Annotated in this window: 20 protein-coding genes and 1 pseudogene; 14 read left to right on the top strand and 7 right to left on the bottom strand. The window is 41.4% G+C overall.

The window, feature by feature from the left end; all coding sequences use genetic code 11:
* Nucleotides 1-7 precede the first annotated feature (7 nt).
* From ABPH35_RS01385 to ABPH35_RS01365, 5 genes are all read right to left on the bottom strand, one after another.
* Nucleotides 8-991 carry a LacI family DNA-binding transcriptional regulator gene (locus tag ABPH35_RS01385; RefSeq protein ID WP_349987777.1) on the bottom strand — a complete coding sequence of 328 codons (984 nt, stop codon included), beginning with the start codon at nt 989-991 and terminating at the stop codon, nt 8-10.
* Between the two features lie 9 nt (nt 992-1,000).
* Nucleotides 1,001-1,783, bottom strand: coding sequence for a hypothetical protein (locus ABPH35_RS01380; protein ID WP_349987776.1), 783 nt, complete (start codon nt 1,781-1,783; stop codon nt 1,001-1,003).
* Nucleotides 1,784-1,982: 199 nt separating this feature from the next.
* On the bottom strand, nt 1,983-2,825 hold the full coding sequence (locus ABPH35_RS01375) for a sugar ABC transporter permease (protein WP_349987775.1): 843 nt from the start codon (nt 2,823-2,825) through the stop codon (nt 1,983-1,985).
* 1 nt (nt 2,826) lies between these two features.
* Entirely contained in the window at nt 2,827-4,119 is a 1,293-nt protein-coding gene (locus ABPH35_RS01370) for a carbohydrate ABC transporter permease (RefSeq protein ID WP_349987774.1), read from the bottom strand.
* 94 nt (nt 4,120-4,213) lie between these two features.
* The gene (locus ABPH35_RS01365) at nt 4,214-5,467 is read right to left on the bottom strand and encodes an extracellular solute-binding protein (RefSeq protein ID WP_349987773.1); all 1,254 of its coding nucleotides are present in this window, start codon (nt 5,465-5,467) and stop codon (nt 4,214-4,216) included.
* A 298-nt stretch (nt 5,468-5,765) separates the two neighbouring features.
* Here ABPH35_RS01365 and malQ point away from each other — a divergent pair, with 298 nt between their 5' ends.
* Both malQ and ABPH35_RS01355 read left to right on the top strand, forming a co-directional pair.
* Nucleotides 5,766-7,265, top strand: coding sequence for a 4-alpha-glucanotransferase (malQ, locus tag ABPH35_RS01360; RefSeq protein WP_349987772.1), 1,500 nt, complete (start codon nt 5,766-5,768; stop codon nt 7,263-7,265).
* Nucleotides 7,266-7,384: 119 nt separating this feature from the next.
* Nucleotides 7,385-7,831: a hypothetical protein gene (locus tag ABPH35_RS01355; protein WP_349987771.1), complete on the top strand. Its 447-nt coding sequence runs from the start codon at nt 7,385-7,387 to the stop codon at nt 7,829-7,831.
* A 41-nt stretch (nt 7,832-7,872) separates the two neighbouring features.
* Here the strand turns inward: ABPH35_RS01355 and argS are convergent, their stop codons facing one another.
* On the bottom strand, nt 7,873-9,561 hold the full coding sequence (argS, locus tag ABPH35_RS01350) for an arginine--tRNA ligase (RefSeq protein ID WP_349987770.1): 1,689 nt from the start codon (nt 9,559-9,561) through the stop codon (nt 7,873-7,875).
* Between the two features lie 112 nt (nt 9,562-9,673).
* On the opposite strand from argS, the gene argR reads away from it, so the two are divergent.
* Together argR and mutS are read left to right on the top strand one after the other, a co-directional pair.
* Nucleotides 9,674-10,114, top strand: a complete 441-nt coding sequence (gene argR / locus ABPH35_RS01345; RefSeq protein ID WP_349987769.1) for an arginine repressor — start codon at nt 9,674-9,676, stop codon at nt 10,112-10,114.
* A gap of 10 nt (nt 10,115-10,124) precedes the next feature.
* The gene (gene mutS / locus ABPH35_RS01340) at nt 10,125-12,656 is read left to right on the top strand and encodes a DNA mismatch repair protein MutS (protein ID WP_349987768.1); all 2,532 of its coding nucleotides are present in this window, start codon (nt 10,125-10,127) and stop codon (nt 12,654-12,656) included.
* 44 nt (nt 12,657-12,700) lie between these two features.
* Here mutS and ABPH35_RS01335 read toward each other — a convergent pair whose 3' ends face one another.
* Nucleotides 12,701-13,273: a hypothetical protein gene (locus ABPH35_RS01335; RefSeq protein WP_349987767.1), complete on the bottom strand. Its 573-nt coding sequence runs from the start codon at nt 13,271-13,273 to the stop codon at nt 12,701-12,703.
* A gap of 223 nt (nt 13,274-13,496) precedes the next feature.
* Between ABPH35_RS01335 and ABPH35_RS01330 the strand changes: the two genes are divergently transcribed.
* The 10 genes and pseudogenes from ABPH35_RS01330 to recA form a co-directional block, all read left to right on the top strand.
* Nucleotides 13,497-13,940 (top strand): LytTR family DNA-binding domain-containing protein, encoded by a 444-nt coding sequence (locus ABPH35_RS01330; protein ID WP_349987766.1) that lies wholly within the window; start codon nt 13,497-13,499, stop codon nt 13,938-13,940.
* A complete protein-coding gene (locus tag ABPH35_RS01325) occupies nt 13,937-14,383 on the top strand; it encodes a DUF3021 domain-containing protein (RefSeq protein WP_349987765.1) in 447 nt (148 codons plus the stop codon). Before ABPH35_RS01330 ends, ABPH35_RS01325 begins: the two co-directional genes overlap by 4 nt.
* Before the next feature lie 61 nt (nt 14,384-14,444).
* A complete protein-coding gene (locus tag ABPH35_RS01320) occupies nt 14,445-14,666 on the top strand; it encodes a hypothetical protein (RefSeq protein WP_349987764.1) in 222 nt (73 codons plus the stop codon).
* Between the two features lie 211 nt (nt 14,667-14,877).
* Nucleotides 14,878-16,806, top strand: a complete 1,929-nt coding sequence (gene mutL, locus ABPH35_RS01315) for a DNA mismatch repair endonuclease MutL (RefSeq protein WP_349987763.1) — start codon at nt 14,878-14,880, stop codon at nt 16,804-16,806.
* Between the two features lie 13 nt (nt 16,807-16,819).
* Nucleotides 16,820-17,410, top strand: coding sequence for a Holliday junction branch migration protein RuvA (gene ruvA / locus ABPH35_RS01310; RefSeq protein WP_349987762.1), 591 nt, complete (start codon nt 16,820-16,822; stop codon nt 17,408-17,410).
* A gap of 9 nt (nt 17,411-17,419) precedes the next feature.
* A complete protein-coding gene (locus ABPH35_RS01305; RefSeq protein WP_349987761.1) occupies nt 17,420-17,971 on the top strand; it encodes a DNA-3-methyladenine glycosylase I in 552 nt (183 codons plus the stop codon).
* An 87-nt stretch (nt 17,972-18,058) separates the two neighbouring features.
* Entirely contained in the window at nt 18,059-18,460 is a 402-nt protein-coding gene (locus ABPH35_RS01300; RefSeq protein ID WP_349987760.1) for a helix-turn-helix domain-containing protein, read from the top strand.
* Complete coding sequence (locus ABPH35_RS01295) at nt 18,433-19,104, top strand: CPBP family intramembrane glutamic endopeptidase (RefSeq protein ID WP_349987759.1); 672 nt, start codon at nt 18,433-18,435, stop codon at nt 19,102-19,104. The genes ABPH35_RS01300 and ABPH35_RS01295 overlap by 28 nt, the downstream gene beginning before the upstream one ends.
* Nucleotides 19,105-19,184: 80 nt before the next feature.
* A complete protein-coding gene (locus ABPH35_RS01290; protein ID WP_349987758.1) occupies nt 19,185-20,387 on the top strand; it encodes a competence/damage-inducible protein A in 1,203 nt (400 codons plus the stop codon).
* Between the two features lie 33 nt (nt 20,388-20,420).
* Nucleotides 20,421-21,471, top strand: a pseudogene (recA, locus tag ABPH35_RS01285) (recombinase RecA); the annotation flags it as partial.
* Nucleotides 21,472-21,825 lie beyond the last annotated feature (354 nt).

Here is a 21,825-nt window from a genome sequence, read left to right as displayed (position 1 = left end):
CTCCTTTCTAAAGTTCAGTAATGGTATGTGGAATTACACGACGATAGCAAATCTGTTTTTCCTCCTTGCTATCATTGATAATTTGCAGTAGGGTATCACAGGCGACACGTCCCAATTGAATTGCATGAACGTCCACGTAGGCATCGATTGCTAGCTTTGGTTTAACAGAGTCAAAAGAAATAATGGGGAGCTGTATATTGATTTCATTCAGATAATGTAGAATGCCTTCCGCGACCATGGTATCGGTTGTAACAATAGCATCTGGTTTTTGCTTCATGAGTTTTTTCATGATTTTATAACTGCTGTCTTCCAAGAGGAAACCAGAGCTGAATTTGACCTTGCTATCATCAAGGGGAATATTGTAGGCTTTGAGTGCTTTTTTATAGCCTTTATAGCGGTCTTGTGATACCACGAGTTCCTTATTTCCAGCAACAAAAGCGAGATTCTTATACCCTTTTTGGATAAAGTAGCTTGTCGCTTCAAAGGCAGCTTGAATATTGTCATTGTCGACTAGGGAAATAAATGGCGACGCAGCTTTTCCCAAGATCAAAAATGGGAAATTATGCTGAATTGCTAACTGTACGAGAGGATCATCAGGCTTTGAATAAAGGAAAATTAACCCATCTACCCGCCGGCCGTATACCATTTGGGAAATGGCTTCAAGCCGTTGTTTTTCATCTTTTCCGGTACTAATTTGAATAGCATAATTATGGTCGGCTGCGATCTGAGAAATGCCACGTAAAGCTGTTGGAAAGAAGGGGTTTTGATAGAAAATATCTGAGTCATCTGGTAGAACGAGCCCGATTACTTGAGTATAGCTACTGACCAGACTTCGGGCATTGAGATTGGGATGGTAGTTGAGTTCTGCCATGGCCTTTCTGACACTGTCTTTGGTTTTTTGACTAATAGCAGAGCTGTTTTGAATGACACGGGTAACGGTTGAGGGGGAAACCCCTGCTAGTTTTGCAACATCTTTAATGGTAGCACGCATACAAACCTCCTAAGCCCAATCCCGAAATTTCGTTGTGAAAAATACCCAGAGTAAAACAAGGACAAATAAGATATTTTGTACCGTCATGACAGTTGTCACCGTTTGTCCAAATAAACCGACAAAGCAAGCAATCATCGTAGGTAAGCCGAGACAGTTCAGGGCCAGATTATAGCATTCCTTGACGGACTGCAAGTGAAAGAGTTTAGAATTTTTCGTTAGATAGAGGAAGAAGGTTGCTCCAAGGACGATAAAGAGCACGTTTGCGCCTAAAAGAAGAGCAGAAATGAGAGTAATGGTGAGGCTGATAGGTAACCGATTTTGCTGATACCAGGCCTGTGAAATAGCAGCAGTTAAGGCTTCTTTGTTTTGGAAGCTACTTGTTTCAAATCCCTGATAAGGTATTTCGACCAAGGTGGTTTCCCCTTTACGAATGGTCAGCTGCTCAGTATTGAATTGGTAAGTAAAATCAGCACTTTGCGGTACTTTCTGACCGAATGTAACATCTGAATAGGTAGTTGTTCCAGTATAGGTCAATCGCCCGTTATCCAATTTGCTATGGTTAGCCAAGTCTGTCACGACTTGCTCTGTTAAGGGGTCATAAATACCATCGATAAACTGATCAAGCGGATAGCTGCTCAGTTGAACGGTTTGTAAAGATGAGGGAATGACCAGAAGCGCAATCAGAAAAAGCGTTGTAAAGAGACGTTGCCAGAGTGTCATAGCATGTCGATTTGCAAACATCTTTTGCGGTTTTACAAGACTGGAAAAATAAGAAAAGGGGTAGGGTAGCATAGGAGTCCTCATTTCTACTGTCTATCAGTTTTGATTTATTACACTGTCTTGTCAAAACGAAAAGACTAGATGATTTGATTAGTTCTTAGCTCACTTTGGTCAAATACAAGCAGTGCTCTTGATTGTTATTGGATACGCTCGTTTGGTGCTTCTTGCACGTATACCTGCCTTCAGGCAAAAGAAAAGGTGGGACAAAAGATTATCCCTTGTCACCACCACTCGTTAAACCAGATACAAAGTTCTTTTGAAGGAAGAAGAATAAGGTACAGATTGGCAGAGCAATAAGAATCGCTCCAGCTGCAAAATATGCGATTTTCAAATTCTTCGCATCGTTGACAAAGGTCTGAAGACCAACGGCAACGGTATAGTATTCTTTCTCACGAAGTAAGAACTTAGATAAGATGTAATCGCCAAACGGCCCCATAAATGCCCAAAGTGCTTGTACAGCAATCATTGGACGAACAAGAGGGAGAACGATTTGCCAGAAACGTCTGAAGTGTCCAGCTCCGTCCAGTTTTGCAGACTCATCAAGAGAGATTGGCACCGTATCAAAGTAACCTTTCATCAACCAAGCATTCATTGGAATTCCACCACCGACATATAGGAAGATGAGGAACCAGCTTTGGTTGAGGGCATTTAGCATCAAAGCCATAACGAAGAAGGCCGTGAGGGCAGCCATTGTCGGCACCATTTGGATAATCAAGAAGAAAATTAAACTTTGTTTACGAGCGAGGAAGTTATAACGGCTATAAGCGTATCCTGCTAGTACCACTATACTGGTTTGGGCAGCCATTGTCAAGAGGGCTATAATTAAGGTGTTGAAGTACCAAGTGCCATATAGGGTTTCGCTAAACAGTTTGCTGAAATTTTCCAGAGTAAAGTTGATATTTCCATCCAACTTGAAGGCCACCACGTTTCCTGATTTGAAGGCAGACATAATGGTAATCAACAGCGGATAGATGATGACAACAGACAAGACAATCAAGTAGAGATAGGTCAAAGTCTGACTAAGACGACGTTTAAATTTTACGGAAAGTTTCATCTTATACGTCCTCCATTTCAAAGGCGTTTAATTTCTTGAAAGCAATCATGGAGATACTGATGACAATCATCGAAATAATCAAGGTCACGGCTGCCGCCATAGAATATTGTGGAGATGTTCCTGTAGTTAATTTATAAATCCATGAAATCAGGATATCGGTGGAACCAGCTCCCCCACCGACACTACCAGGTCCTCCATTGTTGAAGAGGTAGATGATAGAGAAGTTGTTGAAGTTGAAGGTATACTGACTAATCAAGGTTGGTGCAGCCACCGCAAGAATCATTGGGAAGGTAATACTGCGGAATTTTTGCCAAGGACTAGCCCCGTCAATGTAAGCTGCTTCGTACAAATCGTTTGGAATAGATTGTAAAATCCCTAAGGTCAATACGTAGATATATGGGAAACCAAGCCAAGCTTGCATCATAATCAAAGCGACTTTTGTCCAGAATGGGTCTGTTTTCCATGGAATGAGGAAATTGTCAATAAATGGCAAGAATTTGCTCAAGAATGGAAGAACCTGTGTATTGATTGCCCCCACGCTGTCGTTAAACATATTGCTGAAGGTCAAAATGGTGACGAAAGCAGGGACTGCCCACGGAAGCAAAAAGATAACCCCAAAGATACGTTTTCCTTTGATAAAAGGTTGGTTGGCTACAATGGCTGTTAAAATACCGATGACAATCTGAGCAGTTGAAGCGCATAAAGCCCAAATAATGGTCCAAGATAAGACAGATCCAAAGGCACTGCGGAAGGTACTCAATGACCAGATATTGGAGAAGTTGGCAAGACCAACCCAGTCCAACAAGGCACCCGGTGGTAAATGTTGGAAATCGTAGTTGGTAAAGGCAATCAACAGTGTTACCACGACAGGGAAGATAATCGCAAAGGTCATGGCTACGTAAGACGGAATAATCAAGAGATAAGGAAAACCATTCTCATAGATATTCTGGAACATGCCCTTGAGGGTCGTTGTCACAGGAATGCCACTATTCCAGCGTTTGGCTGTATCTTTTGCGTCTTTTAAATTCAAGGCATAAAAGAATAGGTAAACTGCGATGATGATAAGGTGGAAAGAGCCACGAATCAGCATGAAGAGGGAATTGTCACGTCCCCGTTGGCTTCCGAGTGTGATGAGGTTTGCAATCTCTCCAGAAGCAATTGTCATTAGATAGAGCAAGAAAGCAATCGTTACTCCAAGAAAGATGAAGCCTTTTGCTTTTTGTTTGTTATAGAGTTGTCCAAGACCTGGAATCAAGGACAATAGGAGGGCTTTACTAGGGTTTTGCTGAGTCATCCTAAAATCTCCTTTCTAGTAAGCGATAGTTGTTGACTAGTATATTTGAATAAAAGACTGGGACTCAACCCAGCCTTTTATTCAGTCATTCTGCTTATTGGCCGTATTTTTGTGCAATGGTATCTTCGATCAATTTCACAGCATCATTTGCAGCTGTTTTAGCGTCTTTTTTACCGCTTGCAGCTTCAAAGAGCATATTTGCAGCTGGCTCCCAAACAGTGCTCATTTCAGAGATGTTCGGAAGTGGTTGAGCAGCAGCGAACTGCGCAACAACCGCGCTTGTCAATTCATCTTTTTTACCTACTGCGTATTCACGAGCTTCAGTATTGGCTGGCACTTCGTTTGTCATGTCGTAAAGTGCTTTTTGTTGGTCAGTTGATGTCAAGTAATCGACAAATTTTTGAGCTGCATCAGGATTTTGTGCGCCAACTGGGATAACCCACGCTTTACCACCACCAAATGCTTGGTATTCTTTACCATTTGGAAGGGTTGGAATAGTTGCTACTCCATAGTTTACTTTTGCGTCCTTGTAAGCAGCTGCTTGCCATGGACCATCGATAATAGCTGCAGTTTTACCTTCTGTAAATTGTGTCTTGATAAGGTTAGCTGCTGCTGAAGTATCTTGAAGACCTTGAGGCCATTGACCATACCATGTTTTAGCATATTCAATCGCTTTAACAGCACCTTCGTTGTTTAAACCAATTTCTTTTGGATTAGTACCATTGTCACCGAATACATAACCGCCATGTCCAGCAAGGAGTCCGTAAGTATAGTAGAAGTTTGTCCAGTCAGCAAGGAAGGCTGTTGTTTTACCATTTTCACCTGGGAAGGCGTATTTGCTATCTTTTGCAAGTGCTTCTAGGTCAGCAAATGTTTTTGGAGCCTCGGTAATCAAGTCTTTATTATAGTAGAGAACGAGCGTTTCGATAACAGCAGGTGAACCGTAGACTTTTCCACCATTTGTGACAAGTGCTTTTGTCGTGTCATCTGTCATACTTGTTTCAGCAAGTTTTACTTCTGACAATTGACCTTCTGATCCAAGGCTACCTACGCGGTCGTACGGTGCCATCATCACATCAGGCGCTGAACCAGATTGGTTGTCAAGAGAAAGATTATCAAGTCCTCCAAGGGCATCCCCTGTTTTAACAGAAACTTTTACACCAGTTTCTTTTTCAAAGTTTTCTGCAACTTTCTCGATGTATTCCTTATAACCTTGGTCTACATAGACGGATAAGTTTTTACCATCAGCAGCTGCATCATTAGAAGCTGGTTTATTGGACGAACAAGCCGCAAGTACGCTTGTCGTAGCAGCAAGAAGAGCAACGCTCTTAATCAATTTATGTTTCATATTATCCCCTCCAAGAATAATTGTAGTGTAGTAAAACGCTTACGGTTGGCGCAAACGTTTGCTTGTTAAATTTATTATATCTCAAAATGAATGCGTTTGCAAGTCTTTTTTTGAAAAAATTTAAAAAAATTTGTTAGGAGTAGGTTATCTGTTTCATTTTAGAAAAAACATAGAAAAAACATAGATTCTTATTAAATAGGACTTGATTTGTTAGCGCTAACAGTATATAATGTTAGCGAGCAAACGTTTGCTTGATTGTGAAGGCAAACAAATAGTATATTATAAAAGGAGTTACGACATGAAAGAACGGCACAGTGGGGTTCTACTTCACATTTCCTCTCTACCAGGGGGCTACGGAATTGGTACTTTCGGGCAGTCTGCTTATGATTTCGTGGATTTTTTGGAACGGACCAAGCAACGCTATTGGCAAATTTTACCCTTAGGGACAACGAGTTATGGGGACTCTCCTTATCAGTCATTTTCAGCCTTTGCAGGGAATACGCATTTCATTGATTTTGAGTTACTGATGAAAGAGGGCTGGTTAGAAGCACATGAAGTAGAAGGAATCGATTTTGGAGACAATCCAACTGAAGTAGATTATGCAAAAATCTTCCATGGTCGTCGTCCGGTCTTGGAAAAAGTTGTAGCGCGTATGAAGGAACAAGGCTTTCCGGCAGATTACCAGGGATTCTTAGAAGAGCAGGCTTCTTGGTTGGATAATTTTGCAGAGTATATGGCCATTAAGGAACATTTTGATCTCAAGGCGTGGACAGATTGGGAAGATGATGCCATCCGTAGACGAGAACCAGAAGCTCTTGCCTCTTATCGTAATCAATTAGCAGATAAGATAGACTATCACCGTGTGACGCAATATCTGTTCTTCCGTCAATGGCGGATGTTGAAAGCCTATGCAAATGAGCGTGGGATTGACATCGTCGGAGATATGCCGATTTATATCGCAGCCGATTCTTCCGATATGTGGGCGAATCCACAGTTCTTCAAGACAGATGAAGAAGGTCGTCCAAGTGTGGTTGCAGGTTGCCCACCAGATGCTTTTTCAGAAATCGGTCAGTTGTGGGGCAATCCGATTTACGATTGGGAGGCAATGAAGGCAGACGGTTTTTCTTGGTGGATTGCTCGCTTGCGTGAGAGTTTCAAATTGTATGATATGGTGCGAATTGACCACTTTATCGGATTTGCCTCTTTCTGGGAAATTCCAGCAGGGGAGACAACTGCTGTGAATGGCTATCGTGTAGAAGCACCAGGTTTTGAACTGTTTGCAGCCATCAAGGAAGCTTTGGGAGATTTAAACATCATCGCAGAAGACTTGGGCTCTGTCACTGATAAGGTGATTGAACTGCGCGAAACGACAGGCTTCCCTGGTATGAAAGTCTTGCAATTTGCCTTTGATCCATACGGAGATAGTATTGAAGCTCCACATAACCATCGTCGAAATGTTGTGGCCTACACTGGTACGCATGATAATAGTACGATTCGTGGTTGGTATGAGAACGAAGTAAGTGATCAAGCGAAAGCCTATTTAGATGCATACAGCAACCGTCTCCCAGATGAATCGATTAACCATGCCATGCTCCGCATGCTCTTTGGCTCTGTCGCTTTTATGGCAGTTGCTACCATGCAAGATTTGCTCGAACTAGACGGTTCTGCACGGATGAATCTGCCAAATACCCTTGGCGGAAACTGGACATGGCGCATGACAAAAGAGCAGTTAACAGCAGAAGTGGAAGCCAACCTGCTTGACTTGACGACCACCTACCGCCGTCAGAATGTGAAATAGTAGACAGACGAAAGCAAACAGAGAAAACGCTCTATACTTTTTGTAAAAATCGATTGACAAGCCAAAAATAAAGGAGTATAATCGATTGTAATAAAACAATCATACAGGAGGGATGTGTTATGAAAAAACCAATTCATTTATATATTTTGGTAGTGTTGTCAATGATTTCTACTTTGATTAAAGTATGGACAACTTTCTTTCTCAAATTTGAAGAAGAAAAAATGGGTGCAGTCTTTGATCCTGCAACAGTGAGTGCTCTAAAAACAGCTTTCGCATTTGAGACAAATCTAGCGAACAAAGCTATCGTTATCATCTTGTTTGTGCTCCTGGTTGCAACTATTGTCTTTCTATTCCAAAAGAAAAACGAGTTGGCTTCCTATAGTTATATTACCTATCTCTTTGGCACCCTCTTACGTTCAACCTATTTTTACATCGGGGAACGTATCTTAAGCAACTATATTATGGCCGTTGTCCTCTTTGCGATTTTCTTCGGCTTGACGGTTTTCTTCTTGGTCCGCAAACCAAAAGAAAAACCGTCAATGGAACAGACAGCAACGGATATTTAAAGAAAGTAAAGCTCCTTGGGAATGTCCAAGGAGCTTGGTTTTTACATTTTCTCAGGAGCTTCAACGCCGAGGAGGCGGAGGGCTTCTTTAAGGACAACACCTGTTGCGTAAGCCAAAGCTAGGCGGCTGTCGCGTTCTGGACTTTCATCAAGAATGCGGGTATGGGCATAGTATTTGTTAAAGGCTTGGGCAAGGTTAATCGCGTACTTGGCAATCAAGGACGGATCGTACTTGTCAGCAGCTTTTTCGATGACGTTGGCGAAGTTTTGGAGATGTTTGATAATCTCCCAGCTTTCTGCATCAGTCAATTGGTACTGGTTGTCCACTGCTGGCGTGAAGTTGCCTTTGCGAAGAATGGATTGGATCCGTGCGTAAGCATATTGGACGTAAGGCCCCGTCTCACCTTCGAAGGATACCATTGCTTCCAAGTCAAAGTCATAGCCATTTTCGCGGTCTGTTTTGAGGTCGAAGAATTTGACAGCTCCTACACCAACAGCTTCTGCGACAGCTTCCTTGTCTTCTAAAGTAGGATTTTTTGCTTCGATTTGAGAAAGGGCACGAGAAACGGCTTCATCCAGAGTTGGTTCTAAGAGGATGATATTTCCCTTGCGAGTAGACAATTTTTTCTTGTCTTTTGTCACCAAACCAAAGGCAATGTGAAGCATATCATCACTCCAATCCAGTCCCATTTCCTTGAGAACGGCTTTTAATTGCTTGAAGTGGTTGGCTTGTTCTTGCCCCACGACGTAGATATTTTTAACGAAGTTGTACTGTTCTTTGCGGTAAAGGGCTGTTGCGATATCACGGGTAATGTAGAGGGTTGCGCCATCTGATTTCATGATGAGAGCTGGTGGGAGATTATAGTTTTCCAAATCAACAATCATGGCACCTTTTGATTCTTGCAGGAGGTTTTTCTCTTTGAGAATGTCAATTCCCTTGTCCATCTTATCGTTGTAGAATGCCTCACCTTGAATATAATCAAAGGTAATATTGAGCTTGTCATAGATACGATTAAACTCAACTAGACTTTCATCACGGAACCATTGCCAGAGTTCAAGGGCTTCAGCATCTCCGTCTTCTAATTTTTTGAACCATTTGCGTCCTTCTTCATCTAGTTCAGGATTTTCATCGGCTTCAGCATTGATACGGACATAGAGTTTGAGCAATTCTGAAATCGGATTAGCTTCGACAGCAGCCTTATCGCCCCATAGCTTATAGGCCACGATTAAGAGACCAAATTGTTTACCCCAGTCGCCCAAATGGTTAATCCGAAGAGCCTTGTAGCCCATTTTTTCATAGATATTGGCAAGGGCATCTCCGATAACGGTTGAACGTAAGTGACCAACAGAGAAGGGTTTTGCAATGTTTGGACTAGACATGTCAATTGTGATGTTTTGTCCTTCACCACGTTTTTGTTGTCCATATTGCTCTTTTTCTTCGATGACTTGGGTCAAGGTTGCATGTGAAATAGCCGCCTTGTCTAGGAAAAAGTTGACATAAGGACCAGTTGCTACGATTTTTTCAAACCCGTTAGTGTCCAATTTTTCCACGATGTCTGCTGCAATAGCTTGAGGCGCCTTGCGCTCGACTTTTGCTAATGAAAAAGCTGGGAAAGCGATGTCTCCCATTTCAGATGATTTTGGTTTCTCTAATAGTGCGTAAATAGCTTTTAGATCAAGACTAGGAATGGCAGTTGCGATTTTTTCAGCAACAAGCATTTTTTGATTCATAATAAACCTCCAGAGTTATTCATTCTATTTTAACATATTTCTGCTTTTACGCATGAGAAAACGGCTAAAATTTGTTATACTATTCATACAATATACAGTTTGAGGTAGACGAGTGAATAAAACACAAAGACAAGAAGTCATTCAAGACATGATTCGTGAGGAAAAGATTCGGACTCAGGCAGAGATTCAGCAAGGGCTTGCTCGACGTGGTGTTTCTGTGACCCAGACCACCTTATCGCGTGATTTGCGTGAGTTGGGTCTCGTTAAAATGTATGAGGACGGTATTTCCTACTATACTTTGCCAATTACGCAAGAGGAAATGACCTTTACGCAATTATTGGCGAAATATGCCTATAAGGTAGAGCGTGCGAGTTTTATTTTGGTTTTGCACTCCGAATTAGGTGAAGCGGCATTGATGGCCAACATCATTGATATTGAAAAACCGGCGACAATTTTAGGGACGTTGGCAGGTGCAGATACTTTGCTGGTGATTTGTCGTGATGAGGAAGCAGCTAGGCAGGTAGAAACCGAGATAAAATCATACTTAGATTGAGAGGGTTGAGATGACAAAAGAAAAAATTTCACCCGGCATGCAACAGTATCTGGATATTAAAGCAAATTATCCAGATGCTTTTTTGCTATTTCGTATGGGTGATTTCTATGAATTATTTTATGATGATGCCGTAGAGGCAGCGCAGATTTTGGAATTGGCTCTTACCAGTCGCAATCGCAATGCGGAAAATCCGATTCCGATGGCAGGTGTTCCTTACCATGCGGCCCAGCAGTACATTGATACCCTGGTTGATTTGGGACATAAGGTCGCAATTGCAGAACAGGTGGAAGATCCTAAAACAGCTGTTGGCGTTGTAAAACGTGAAGTCGTTCAGATTATTACACCTGGAACGGTTGTAGACTCCTCAAAAATTGGCTCTGAAAGTAACTTTTTGGTAGCAATGGACCGTCAAGGTGTGACCTATGCCTTGTCTTATATGGATGTCGCAACAGGGCAGTTCTTTGTGACTAGCCTAGATGATTTTATGACCTTGTGCGGCGAGATTCGCAATCTTCGTGCACGTGAATTGGTCATTGGCTATTTCTTATCGGAAGAAGAAGAGCAAATTCTGAGCAGTCAGATGAATCTTCTCTTATCTCATGAGGATACGGTGGCAGATGACACGCAATTACTCGATTCGTCTTTAATTGCGATTGAAAAAAATGCCGCTGGGAAACTCCTGAGCTATGTGTTGAGGACGCAGTTGCGTGACTTGGTCCATTTGCAAAAGGTACAACATTATGAGATTAAAGACTATTTGCAGATGGATTATGCGACCAAGTCTAGCCTTGATTTACTGGAAAACGCCCGGACAGGTAAGAAGCATGGCAGTCTTTACTGGCTTCTGGATGAAACCAAAACGGCTATGGGCTTGCGCTTGTTGCGCTCATGGATTGACCGCCCCCTGATTGACCGTACCAAAATCGAATCACGTCAACGTGTAGTGCAGGTTTTTCTAGATTATTTCTTTGAACGAAGCGATTTGGTGGAGAGTTTAAAAGGTGTTTATGACATTGAGCGCTTGGCTAGTCGGGTTTCTTTTGGTAAAACGCTACCGAAGGACTTGTTACAGCTCGCTCAGACTTTGTCGAATGTGCCTGCCATTCGGACGATTTTAGAGCAGATAGATGAGCCTACTCTTGCTCCCTTGATTTCAGGATTGGATGCCATTCCTGAGCTTCATGCTTTGATTAGTGAAGCGATTGATCCCGATGCACAGGGAACTATCACAGATGGGAATATTATCAAGACAGGATTCGATGCGACTCTCGACCAATACCGCCTAGTCATGCGGGAAGGAACTGGCTGGATTGCTGAAATAGAAGCGAAAGAACGAGCCAATTCAGGAATTAATAATCTAAAAATTGATTACAACAAAAAAGATGGCTACTATTTCCACGTAACCAATTCAAATTTAAATCATGTTCCAGATCATTTCTTCCGTAAGGCAACCCTGAAAAATTCAGAGCGCTATGGCACGGAGGAGTTGGCAAAAATTGAAGGACAGATGCTCGAGGCGCGTGATAAATCGGCTCATCTGGAGTATGAAATCTTCATGCGTATCCGTCAAGAAGTTGAAAAATACATCAGTCGCCTGCAACGCTTGGCACGAATCATTGCAACGATTGATGTACTTCAATCCTTTGCGGTTGTGGCAGAAAACCAGCGCTATGTATGTCCACAGTTTACCGATAGTCGGCAAGTGCTGATTGAGCAGGGCCGCCATGCAGTTGTTGAGAAAGTTATGGGCAAGCAGACCTATATCCCTAACTCGATTGTCCTTGATGAAAGGACAAATATGCAGCTAATTACAGGGCCAAATATGAGTGGGAAATCAACTTATATGCGCCAACTAGGGATGATTGTCATCATGGCACAAATGGGATCCTATGTGCCAGCAGAGCTTGCCACCTTACCAATTTTTGATGCGATTTTTACACGGATTGGTGCGGCAGATGACTTGGTAAGTGGCCAGTCAACCTTTATGGTCGAAATGATGGAAGCCAATAAAGCCATTCGTTTAGCGAGCGAACAGTCCTTGATTCTCTTTGATGAATTAGGCCGTGGAACGGCAACTTATGATGGAATGGCCTTGGCTCAGTCAATTATCGAATACATTCATGATCGCATCGGAGCAAAGACCTTGTTTGCTACCCATTACCATGAATTGACAGATTTGAGTGAAACCTTGACGCACTTAGAAAATGTCCATGTATCAACCTTAGAGCATAATGGTCAAGTGACCTTCTTGCACAAGATTGCTCCAGGCCCTGCGGACAAGTCCTACGGGATTCACGTAGCAAAAATTGCTGGCATGCCTAATGAGCTTTTGGAGCGAGCAGATACCATTTTGCAATCCTTGGAAAATCAAGTCCAAGTACCGCAGATTGCTGAAAAACCAGCTCCCGCAGAAACGATTGGGCAATTGGATCTCTTTAGCGAGAAGCATCCCGCACTCGAGCAGCTCGAGAAATTAGATGTCTACACCATGACTCCGCTTGATGCCATGAATGCATTAGCTGAATTGAAGAAATTAGTATAAGAGACTGGGAACCCCAGTCTCTTCTTTTCTTGATAGAATGATTTTCAGTTAGTGGAAAAAACTGTCTCTGCAAGGTAGTTTAGTCCAGCTTGTATGGTTAGACTGATGATAATTGAACCAATGCTAATGGCAGTTGTAATGATGGGACTATCTTCATAAGGCTCTCCTTTCTTAATAGAGCTTAAATCGTCCATTTTGATTGATCGGCGGTAAAGTTGTCTCTCTACCTTATGAAAGTGAGCATCGTCTAATTCCTTTTGGAGTTTTTTATTTGAGTAAGGCAGTCTTGAAAGGAGTGTGGCATTGTAGGCATATAGGAGAGTAGTAGACGGAAAGTCAGTTGAGGACCATACGCTCACACAGGCATCATCAGGAATTCTTACCCTTAATTGAGGAGAAGAGGTAGAAAAAACTTCTAAATAGTGGCTATGAATGGCGTTGATTTGACGGAAAGAGCCATTCGTATAGAGTTCTACATAGACGATTAAGCGGACAGTGATGGGTCCAAAGTGATCATCTCTGGTTAATCGGTGAAGATAAGTATGGTTTGAAGGAGTAATGGTTGAGTTAGGAAAGGTAGAGTCATCTGCTTTTATAGATGTTGTTGTAGCAAACAAGCAAGCAAGCAATTATTAGAATTAGGGAAGATAATTTTTTCATGAGGCTTTCCTCCTAGGAGATTTTTCTTTAATATAACATATATTTCTATACAAAATCAACTATATTTGTACTGTTATTATATAGAAAATAACCGAATAGGTATCTAAAATAACCATATGAGCAAAGGCTATTGAAATCTGCTTGCTAATACGGTTTAATAAAGACAAGAAAGGAGTTTATATGAAAGTCAGAGTAACAATTGATCCAGCCTTTACAGAGGATCAGGTCAAGATTGAAGTACGTTCTATGACATCGGAAATATCTGATTTGATTGCCTATGCTAAAGACCTAGATAAACGGCAGACGAACCTAACGGTGAAAAAAGGAGAAGCAATTTATCTCCTTGAATGGAGTGAGATTGATACACTTTATGTAGAAAATCGTGTGCTTCAAGTCAAAGTAAGGGAAACTTGCTACCAATCTTCTCTCCGATTGTATCAGGTCAAGGAGATTGTACCTGAATATTTTATGCAAATCTCACAATCGGAAATCATCAATCTGAGGCAAATAGAACACCTACAATTGACCCCAAATGGGTTGGTGAAAATTGTTTTAAAAAGTAAAGCTGTTACCTATTCCTCACGCCGCTATCTAAAACGTATCAAGGAGGCATTGAACTTATGAAATCCTATCTCTATTCTGCAAGTCTTGGCATTACCATTGGTCTAACTATCTCGTTGCTGATGTCTGCTATTTTTGGACAGGGCATCTATCTGCCACTCAATCCTGTATCTACCTTGGGGCAGTATTATTTAAAGCATTTTAATTTGGTAGAAGTCATGTTGATTTCAGTCCTTATCTGGGCAGCTATTGGTCTATTATTTCAAATTGCTGATCGAATTTTCAAGCAAGATTGGAGCTTGGTCAAGATGACCGTGACTCATTTTCTGTTGACAGGGGTTGGTTTTACCTCGCTTGGATTATTAGCAGGCTGGTTTCCCCTCAATCTCACTTGGTTGCTGTTTTTTGAAATGATTTATGTTATCATTTATGTTATCATTTTTTTCATCAATTACCATAATATGAAAAAGCAGGTGACAGCTATTAACCAATCTTTGAGGAAATAGCAGTTTGCAATTCTATTAAATAGATGCTATCATAAACATACTTTCACAAAAGGAGACGAATATGGATCAGAACATCATGCGCTCTTTTAAAAAGTTATTTTATGTTTTGATTGCTGCGGGCTTGGTTAGCGCTCTTGCCTTGGTGATAGAACTGATGAGAACAGGAGTTGGCTATCGTTTGCTGCTCCCCATTGGAGGGTTAGTATTAGTAGGGATTTCCTTTGTGTTTTGGCATCCTATCTATCAAAAAATCAAGGGAATACTGCCTTTCGATCAAAAATGAATGTATAAATAAGGGAAAGTTGGATGCAAGTCCATCCTTTTTTATGGAAATTAGCAAAAGTAACTTAATGTTGTGGTTGATACCTAAGCCCATAAATTAGAAAAGCGAGGTTTTCTTTTGCATGACTCGAGTTTTGTATCACGCCTTTCCATTCTCTCAAACGCCCCGCCTTTATGGTATAATAGGGACATTAGAAAGACGAGAAGATATTATGGCAACAATTATTGAACTACCAGAAGTCCTTGCCAATCAGATTGCAGCAGGAGAAGTGATTGAACGCCCTGCCAGTGTGGTCAAAGAATTGGTGGAAAATTCGATTGATGCAGGTGCTAGCCAAATCAGCATCAGTATCGAAGAATCAGGATTAAAAAAAATTGAAATCAGTGACAACGGAGAAGGAATTGCTCCTGATCAGGTATCTCTAGCCCTTCGCCGTCACGCAACCAGTAAAATCAAAAGTCAGTCAGACTTGTTCCGCATTCGGACCTTGGGATTTCGTGGAGAGGCCCTGCCGTCTATCGCGTCCGTCAGTCGGATTCAAATTGAGACCGCAACAGAATCTACCGCTCACGGACTTGTCCTTGAAGCAGAAGCTGGGCAAGTGACGAGAGAAGAAGTCATGAGCCGCCCTGTTGGCACACGCATCTCTGTGGAAGACTTGTTCTATAATACTCCTGCACGGCTCAAGTATGTCAAAAGCCAGCAGGCGGAATTATCCCATATTGTGGACGTGGTCAATCGATTGAGCCTTGCTCATCCGGAAATTGCCTTTAGCTTGGTCAATGAAGGGCGAGAGTTGATTCAAACGGCAGGAACGGGCAATTTGCGCCAAGCCATTTCAGGTGTCTACGGCATCGCATCGGCTAAAAAAATGGTTGAGATTACAGCAGAGAACTTGGATTTTCAGGTGTCTGGCTATGTCTCGTTACCAGAGCTGACAAGGGCAAATCGCAATTACATCAGCATCTTTATCAATGGGCGCTACATTAAGAATTTCTTGCTCAATCGTGCGATTTTAGATGGTTATGGTAGCAAGCTCATGGTCGGTCGTTTTCCGCTCGCTGTGATTGCTATTCAGATTGATCCTTATTTGGCAGATGTCAATGTGCATCCGACCAAGCAGGAAGTGCGGATTTCGAAGGAAAAGGAACTGATGAGCCTTATTCATGAGGCGATTGCAGCTGCGCTCAAGGAGCAAGATTTGATTCCAGATGCATTGGAGAATCTCGCCAAGTCTAGCACTAGGAAAGCGGTAAAAACAGAACAAGTCACACTTCCGCTAAAAGAGAGCAACCTTTACTACGATACTGTTCGGCAAGATTTCTTTCTCAAATCAGAAACGGTTTCAGAAGAAATCAAAGAATTGGAACCTGTCAAAAAAGTTGACAACAAACTTGACAAGTCTGTCAATATTAAATTTGCTCATAGAAAGGAAGTTTTCTCAGCTAATCCAGAGCATCCAAGTCTTGAAAGAAAAGAATTAGCCAAGTTAGCAGATCGCTTAGAAAACGAAGAAACATCGACTTTTCCAGAGTTGGAATATTTTGGTCAAATGCACGGTACCTATCTTTTTGCACAAGGAAAATCAGGACTGTATATTATTGACCAGCACGCAGCTCAAGAGCGTGTTAAGTATGAAGAATATCGTGAGAGCATTGCTGATGTAGATGCTTCTTCTCAGCAGCTATTAGTGCCCTATATCTTTGATTTTCCAGCAAATGATGCTTTATCGCTTAAACAAAAACTAGATTCCTTACGTCAAGTTAGTGTCAACTTAGAGGAATATGGTGTCAACCAATTCATTTTACGCGAACACCCCATTTGGATGAAAGAGGATGAGATTGAATCTGCTGTCTATGAGATGTGTGATATGCTCTTACTCACAGATGAGGTATCTATCAAGCGATATCGAGCAGAATTGGCGATTATGATGTCTTGTAAACGCTCAATTAAGGCTAATCATGCCTTAGATGACTACTCAGCTCGGCACTTATTGCGCCAATTAGCGACCTGTAAAAATCCCTATAATTGTCCACATGGGCGACCGGTATTGGTTCATTTTACAACATCCGATATGGAAAAAATGTTCCGACGCATTCAGGAAAATCATACTAGCTTGCGGGAACTAGGAAAATATTAGAAAGAAAGAGACGATGTACGATTATCTCAAAGGAATTTTAACAAAAATAACAGCTAAATATATTGTAGTTGAAGTTGCAGGAGTTGGCTTCATCTTACAGGTTGCGAATCCCTATGCCTACTCAGGTAACATGGATCAACAGGTGACAATTTACACTCATCAGGTTATTCGCGAAGATGCCCACCTCTTGTATGGCTTTCGGACAGAGGCAGAAAAATCTGTCTTTCTGAACCTAATTTCTGTATCAGGAATTGGCCCTACAACAGCCCTTGCGATTATAGCAGTAGATGACAATGACGGTTTAGTGCGTGCCATTGAACAAAAGAACATCACCTATTTGACCAAATTTCCTAAGATTGGGAAGAAAACGGCTCAGCAAATGGTTCTTGATTTAGAGGGCAAATTTGTCTTATCAGAACAAGCTGAAGTTCCAAGCCTGTCTGTTGAGGAATCTAATAATACCGCCCTTAATGAAGCGATGGAAGCGATGGAAGCCTTAGGCTATCGTCCAGCTGAGTTGAAGAAAATCAAGAAATTCTTTGAAGGAACGACTGATACTGCTGAAAATTATATCAAGTCAGCTCTTAAAATGCTCATGAAGTAGGAACTGCGGATGAAACGATGTGGTTGGGTAAAAGAAAACAATCCTCTGTATGTAGCCTACCATGATGAGGAATGGGGACGATCTGTCAAAGAAGATCAAGTCCTTTTTGAACTGCTATGCCTTGAAAGCTATCAAGCTGGTCTATCATGGGAAACTATTCTCAATAAACGGGAAGCTTTTCGCCAAGCCTTCCATGGGTATGATGTGCAAGTAGTTGCGCAGATGTCCGATAGTGAATTGGAAAGTTTGCTAGACAATCCAAATATTATACGGCATAGGGCAAAGATTTTTGCAACACGCCAGAATGCGCAGGCTCTTCTCAGAGTTCAGAAAGAATATGGCACCTTTGCAGCTTATCTCTGGTCTTGGGTTAACTTTACACCGATTGACAATCGTGTAAAGGACTTCCGAGAAGTACCGAGTAAGACAAGTTTATCAGAGAAATTATCTAAGAACTTGAAAAAACGAGGTTTTACCTTTGTTGGTCCAGTCTGTGTCTATTCCTATCTTCAGGCGGCGGGTCTTGTTAATGATCATGAAGTGGATTGCGATTTTCATTAAAATCCTATGGAAAAGCATTTTGGCATATCTCGTCAAAGGATTTGGTCTCGACAGGTTTCATTCGCTACTGTAAACTGAGGAGGAAATATGACAATAGGACAAGTGATAAAAAACGAGCGACTAAAAGCGGGTCATTCACAGGAGTATCTCGCTACAAAATTAGGTGTCAGTCGCCAAACGATTTCCAATTGGGAAAACGAGCGAACCATTCCAGCAGCTGATTACCTAAAAGAACTGAGTCAACTCTACGGCTTCTCCTTTGATGCCTTGATTGGGCTTGAAATGCCGATTTACAATAAGAAGAAGTTATTTTTTAAATATGGCTTACTAATTCTAATTTCTACTTTGTTGCTCATAACAAGCGAGAAGAGTCTGGTCTTCTATGCCTATTTGACAGTCGGCGCTATTTTTATCCTTTTTCTAGCGGATATTTCAAAATTCATCAGGAAAAAGGTGGCTTTATGGAAAGACAAAGAAAGTCAGTTGTAGTTTTTGTAATCTTGTATAGTGTGATGTTTTGGGGACGTTTGGGAGATTGGCTCTTGTCAGCAACACTCAAAGGTCCTATTACATTTGCAGTTTATACCGCTTTATGTATTATAGGTGTCTATGTTTATCGGGATAGATTTGTTGAAAAGGCAAAGTGGTTGAAAAAACACCCTTTGAAGGCACTCGGAATCGTATTGTTAAGCTTACTTTTCTTTTTTGTAGCTGCTATTCTCTTTTCAATTATTGAAGATGTGTTGAGACAGTTCGTTCATGAAAGAGCAGAATTGAGCAATGATACGGCAATATATACTGCGGTCAAACAGTATCCAGTATTTCTGATTCTTGGTGTAATGGGCGTCCTAGGTCCAATTGTCGAAGAATTGATTTACCGTCAATTTTTGCTTGATTTTCTGCCAAATTATATGTCTCAAAGTATAGCTGTTCTTATCTCTTCGGTCTTATTTGCGGTTTTACATGTTCATCATCTTCAGCTGACAGAATTTATTGGTGTTATCGGTCATTTTGGTGATGGACTAGTCTTTGCTCTTGCTTATTTAAAAACCAATAAAAATATCTATTTTCCAATCTCGCTGCACGTCCTAAATAATCTTATGGGCTTGTTAACGATAGTGCAAAACATTTAAAAGAACCGCTTGGTTCTTTTTTGTGTTATGATGGTATCATTAAGAAAATCTTTTACGAATAATAAGATAAGGAGGTTCAGATGAAAGCAGAGTTGATTGCGGTAGGTACCGAAATTCTGACCGGACAAATCGTGAATACAAATACTCAATTTTTATCGGAAAAATGTGCAGAATTAGGTATTGACGTCTTTTTTCATACAGCAGTTGGCGATAATGAAAAACGGCTCTTGTCTGTCCTAGATGTGGCGAGTAGGAGAAGCGAATTAGTCGTTCTTTGTGGTGGACTAGGGCCAACAGAAGATGACTTGACCAAGCAGACACTAGCAAAGTTTTTAGGTCGAGACCTAGTCTTTGATCAAACAGCCTTGGTAAAGTTAGACCGTTTTTTTGCAAGTAGAAAAGGTCGTGTTCGGACAGCGAATAACGAACGGCAAGCTCAGTTGGTAGACGGTAGTACGGCACTTCAAAATCCAGCAGGTTTAGCGGTTGGCGGCTTAATCGAACAGAACGGCGTGACCTATGTTGTATTGCCTGGTCCCCCAAGTGAGTTAAAGGCTATGTTTACAGAAAGTTTACAACCTCTATTGGTGCATTCCAATGAAAAGCTATACTCTCGTGTTTTGCGCTTTTTTGGCATCGGTGAAAGCCATCTAGTGACTATTTTAGAGGATTTAATTGACTCTCAATGTGATCCGACCCTAGCTCCATACGCCAAGACAGGAGAGGTTACCCTACGCCTGTCTACGAAAGCAGATAACATTATTTTAGCCAATGAAAAACTAGATCAAATGGAAAAAGAGATTCTTGCGCGAGAAAATCTTGCTTCATGCCTTTATGGGTATGGAGAAGACAACAGTCTAGCTAGGATTCTAGCTGATGAATTGGAAAAACAAGACATCACCTTCGCTATTGTAGAAAATCTAACCGCAGGTTTGCTTCAAGCTGACTTGACAATTTCTTTACAGGATCGTCAACGATTTAAAGGTGGTGTTGTAGTATCAGATTCAACTTGTAATGGTGCAAAAGCAGAAGAGATGGCAAATAGCGTCTGTAAAAACTTGGGGGCCGATTTAGGTTTGGCGCTACTTGGCAAGATAGATCCCGAGTCGCAAATTGATAATATCATGGCGCGTTTTTACATAGCCATCTGTTTCGACAATCGAACGATAGTGACGGAGGTTGAATTGGGTGGATATACTGAACAACATATGCGAAAAATTGCGTGTTTGCATGCGTTGAGTGTTGTGCGTAAGATTTTGTTAAAGCATAAAAATTTGCTATAATGAGCTGAGAATTAGAAATAGAGGAGAAAGAAATTGGCGAAAAAACCAAGTAAAAAATTAGAAGATATTACTAAAAAGTTTGGTGATGAACGCAAAAAAGCCTTAGATGATGCCCTTAAGACCATTGAAAAAGACTTTGGTAAGGGTGCTATCATGCGGTTGGGAGAGCGCGCTGAACAAAAAGTACAGGTGATGAGTTCAGGAAGTCTATCTATTGATATTGCTTTGGGTGCTGGTGGTTATCCGAAAGGGCGGATTATTGAAATTTATGGTCCTGAGAGCTCTGGTAAGACGACGGTAGCTCTTCATGCAGTTGCTCAAGCGCAAAAAGAAGGTGGGATTGCAGCCTTTATTGATGCTGAGCATGCCCTTGATCCAACCTATGCTCAAGCGCTAGGTGTTAACATTGATGAATTGCTCTTATCACAACCAGACTCTGGTGAGCAGGGACTTGAAATTGCAGGGAAGTTGATTGATTCTGGTGCTGTTGACCTAGTGGTAGTTGATTCGGTTGCAGCTCTTGTTCCTCGTGCTGAGATTGACGGTGAAATGGGAGATAGCCATGTTGGTTTGCAAGCTCGGATGATGAGTCAGGCGATGCGCAAACTATCTGCTTCAATCAATAAAACCAAGACCATTGCTATTTTCATCAACCAATTGCGTGAAAAAGTCGGTGTGATGTTTGGCAGCCCTGAGACAACTCCTGGTGGACGCGCTCTAAAATTCTATGCCTCTGTTCGGATGGATGTTCGTGGAAATACTCAAATTAAGGGGAGCGGAGACCAAAAGGATACCAACGTCGGAAAAGAAACCAAGGTTAAAATTGTCAAAAATAAGGTGGCTCCGCCATTTAAGGAAGCAGTTGTTGAAATCATGTATGGTCACGGTATTTCACAGACCGGTGAGTTAGTTGAAATTGGTAGCAATCTTGGTATTATCAAAAAGGCTGGCGCTTGGTATTCTTACAATGATGAGAAAATCGGACAAGGTTCAGAAAATGCAAAAAAATACTTAGGAGAACATCCAGAAATTTTTGCAGAAATCGACCGAAAAATTCGTGTTCACTATGGTTTGATTGAAGACTCAGAGAAAATAGAGGTAGTCGAAATGGCAGATAAAGAAGAGAAAGCCGAAGAGAATAAGGACGAAATCGCAGAAATCCAAGATGTTGTTCTTGATTTAGATGGCGGCATTGAGTTAGAAGATTAAGGTGAACAGCTAGGAACATTCCTAGTTGTTCATTTTTTTGCTAGGATCAAATGGTCTTATTCTCCAAATGCCTGATGATTTATTGCTTTTTACTGAAAAATACGAAAGTTCTAAAATGAAGTTAGCCAGTCAAGGGTATTAAAAAACATCTCAGAGAGATATAATTGTAATCACCACAACAACAATTAGAAAGACTCTGAGATGCAACACTATTATACACCAAAAAGAA

Origin of the sequence: Streptococcus handemini (assembly GCF_040984445.1) — a bacterium.
GTDB lineage: Bacteria > Bacillota > Bacilli > Lactobacillales > Streptococcaceae > Streptococcus > Streptococcus handemini.
The sequence above is the reverse complement of the archived record's forward strand: the minus strand, read 5'-3'. Positions and strand labels throughout refer to the sequence as shown.

Bases quoted from the DNA above. Each gene is read 5' to 3' on its own strand.
- ABPH35_RS01385 (WP_349987777.1), bottom strand. From the start codon at position 991: ATGCGTGCTACCATTAAAGATGTTGCAAAACTAGCAGGGGTTTCCCCC.
- ABPH35_RS01380 (WP_349987776.1), bottom strand. From the start codon at position 1,783: ATGCTACCCTACCCCTTTTCTTATTTTTCCAGTCTTGTAAAACCGCAA.
- ABPH35_RS01375 (WP_349987775.1), bottom strand. From the start codon at position 2,825: ATGAAACTTTCCGTAAAATTTAAACGTCGTCTTAGTCAGACTTTGACC.
- ABPH35_RS01370 (WP_349987774.1), bottom strand. From the start codon at position 4,119: ATGACTCAGCAAAACCCTAGTAAAGCCCTCCTATTGTCCTTGATTCCA.
- ABPH35_RS01365 (WP_349987773.1), bottom strand. From the start codon at position 5,467: ATGAAACATAAATTGATTAAGAGCGTTGCTCTTCTTGCTGCTACGACA.
- malQ (WP_349987772.1), top strand. From the start codon at position 5,766: ATGAAAGAACGGCACAGTGGGGTTCTACTTCACATTTCCTCTCTACCA.
- ABPH35_RS01355 (WP_349987771.1), top strand. From the start codon at position 7,385: ATGAAAAAACCAATTCATTTATATATTTTGGTAGTGTTGTCAATGATT.
- argS (WP_349987770.1), bottom strand. From the start codon at position 9,561: ATGAATCAAAAAATGCTTGTTGCTGAAAAAATCGCAACTGCCATTCCT.
- mutS (WP_349987768.1), top strand. From the start codon at position 10,125: ATGACAAAAGAAAAAATTTCACCCGGCATGCAACAGTATCTGGATATT.
- ABPH35_RS01330 (WP_349987766.1), top strand. From the start codon at position 13,497: ATGAAAGTCAGAGTAACAATTGATCCAGCCTTTACAGAGGATCAGGTC.
- ABPH35_RS01325 (WP_349987765.1), top strand. From the start codon at position 13,937: ATGAAATCCTATCTCTATTCTGCAAGTCTTGGCATTACCATTGGTCTA.
- ABPH35_RS01320 (WP_349987764.1), top strand. From the start codon at position 14,445: ATGGATCAGAACATCATGCGCTCTTTTAAAAAGTTATTTTATGTTTTG.
- mutL (WP_349987763.1), top strand. From the start codon at position 14,878: ATGGCAACAATTATTGAACTACCAGAAGTCCTTGCCAATCAGATTGCA.
- ruvA (WP_349987762.1), top strand. From the start codon at position 16,820: ATGTACGATTATCTCAAAGGAATTTTAACAAAAATAACAGCTAAATAT.
- ABPH35_RS01305 (WP_349987761.1), top strand. From the start codon at position 17,420: ATGAAACGATGTGGTTGGGTAAAAGAAAACAATCCTCTGTATGTAGCC.
- ABPH35_RS01300 (WP_349987760.1), top strand. From the start codon at position 18,059: ATGACAATAGGACAAGTGATAAAAAACGAGCGACTAAAAGCGGGTCAT.
- ABPH35_RS01295 (WP_349987759.1), top strand. From the start codon at position 18,433: ATGGAAAGACAAAGAAAGTCAGTTGTAGTTTTTGTAATCTTGTATAGT.
- ABPH35_RS01290 (WP_349987758.1), top strand. From the start codon at position 19,185: ATGAAAGCAGAGTTGATTGCGGTAGGTACCGAAATTCTGACCGGACAA.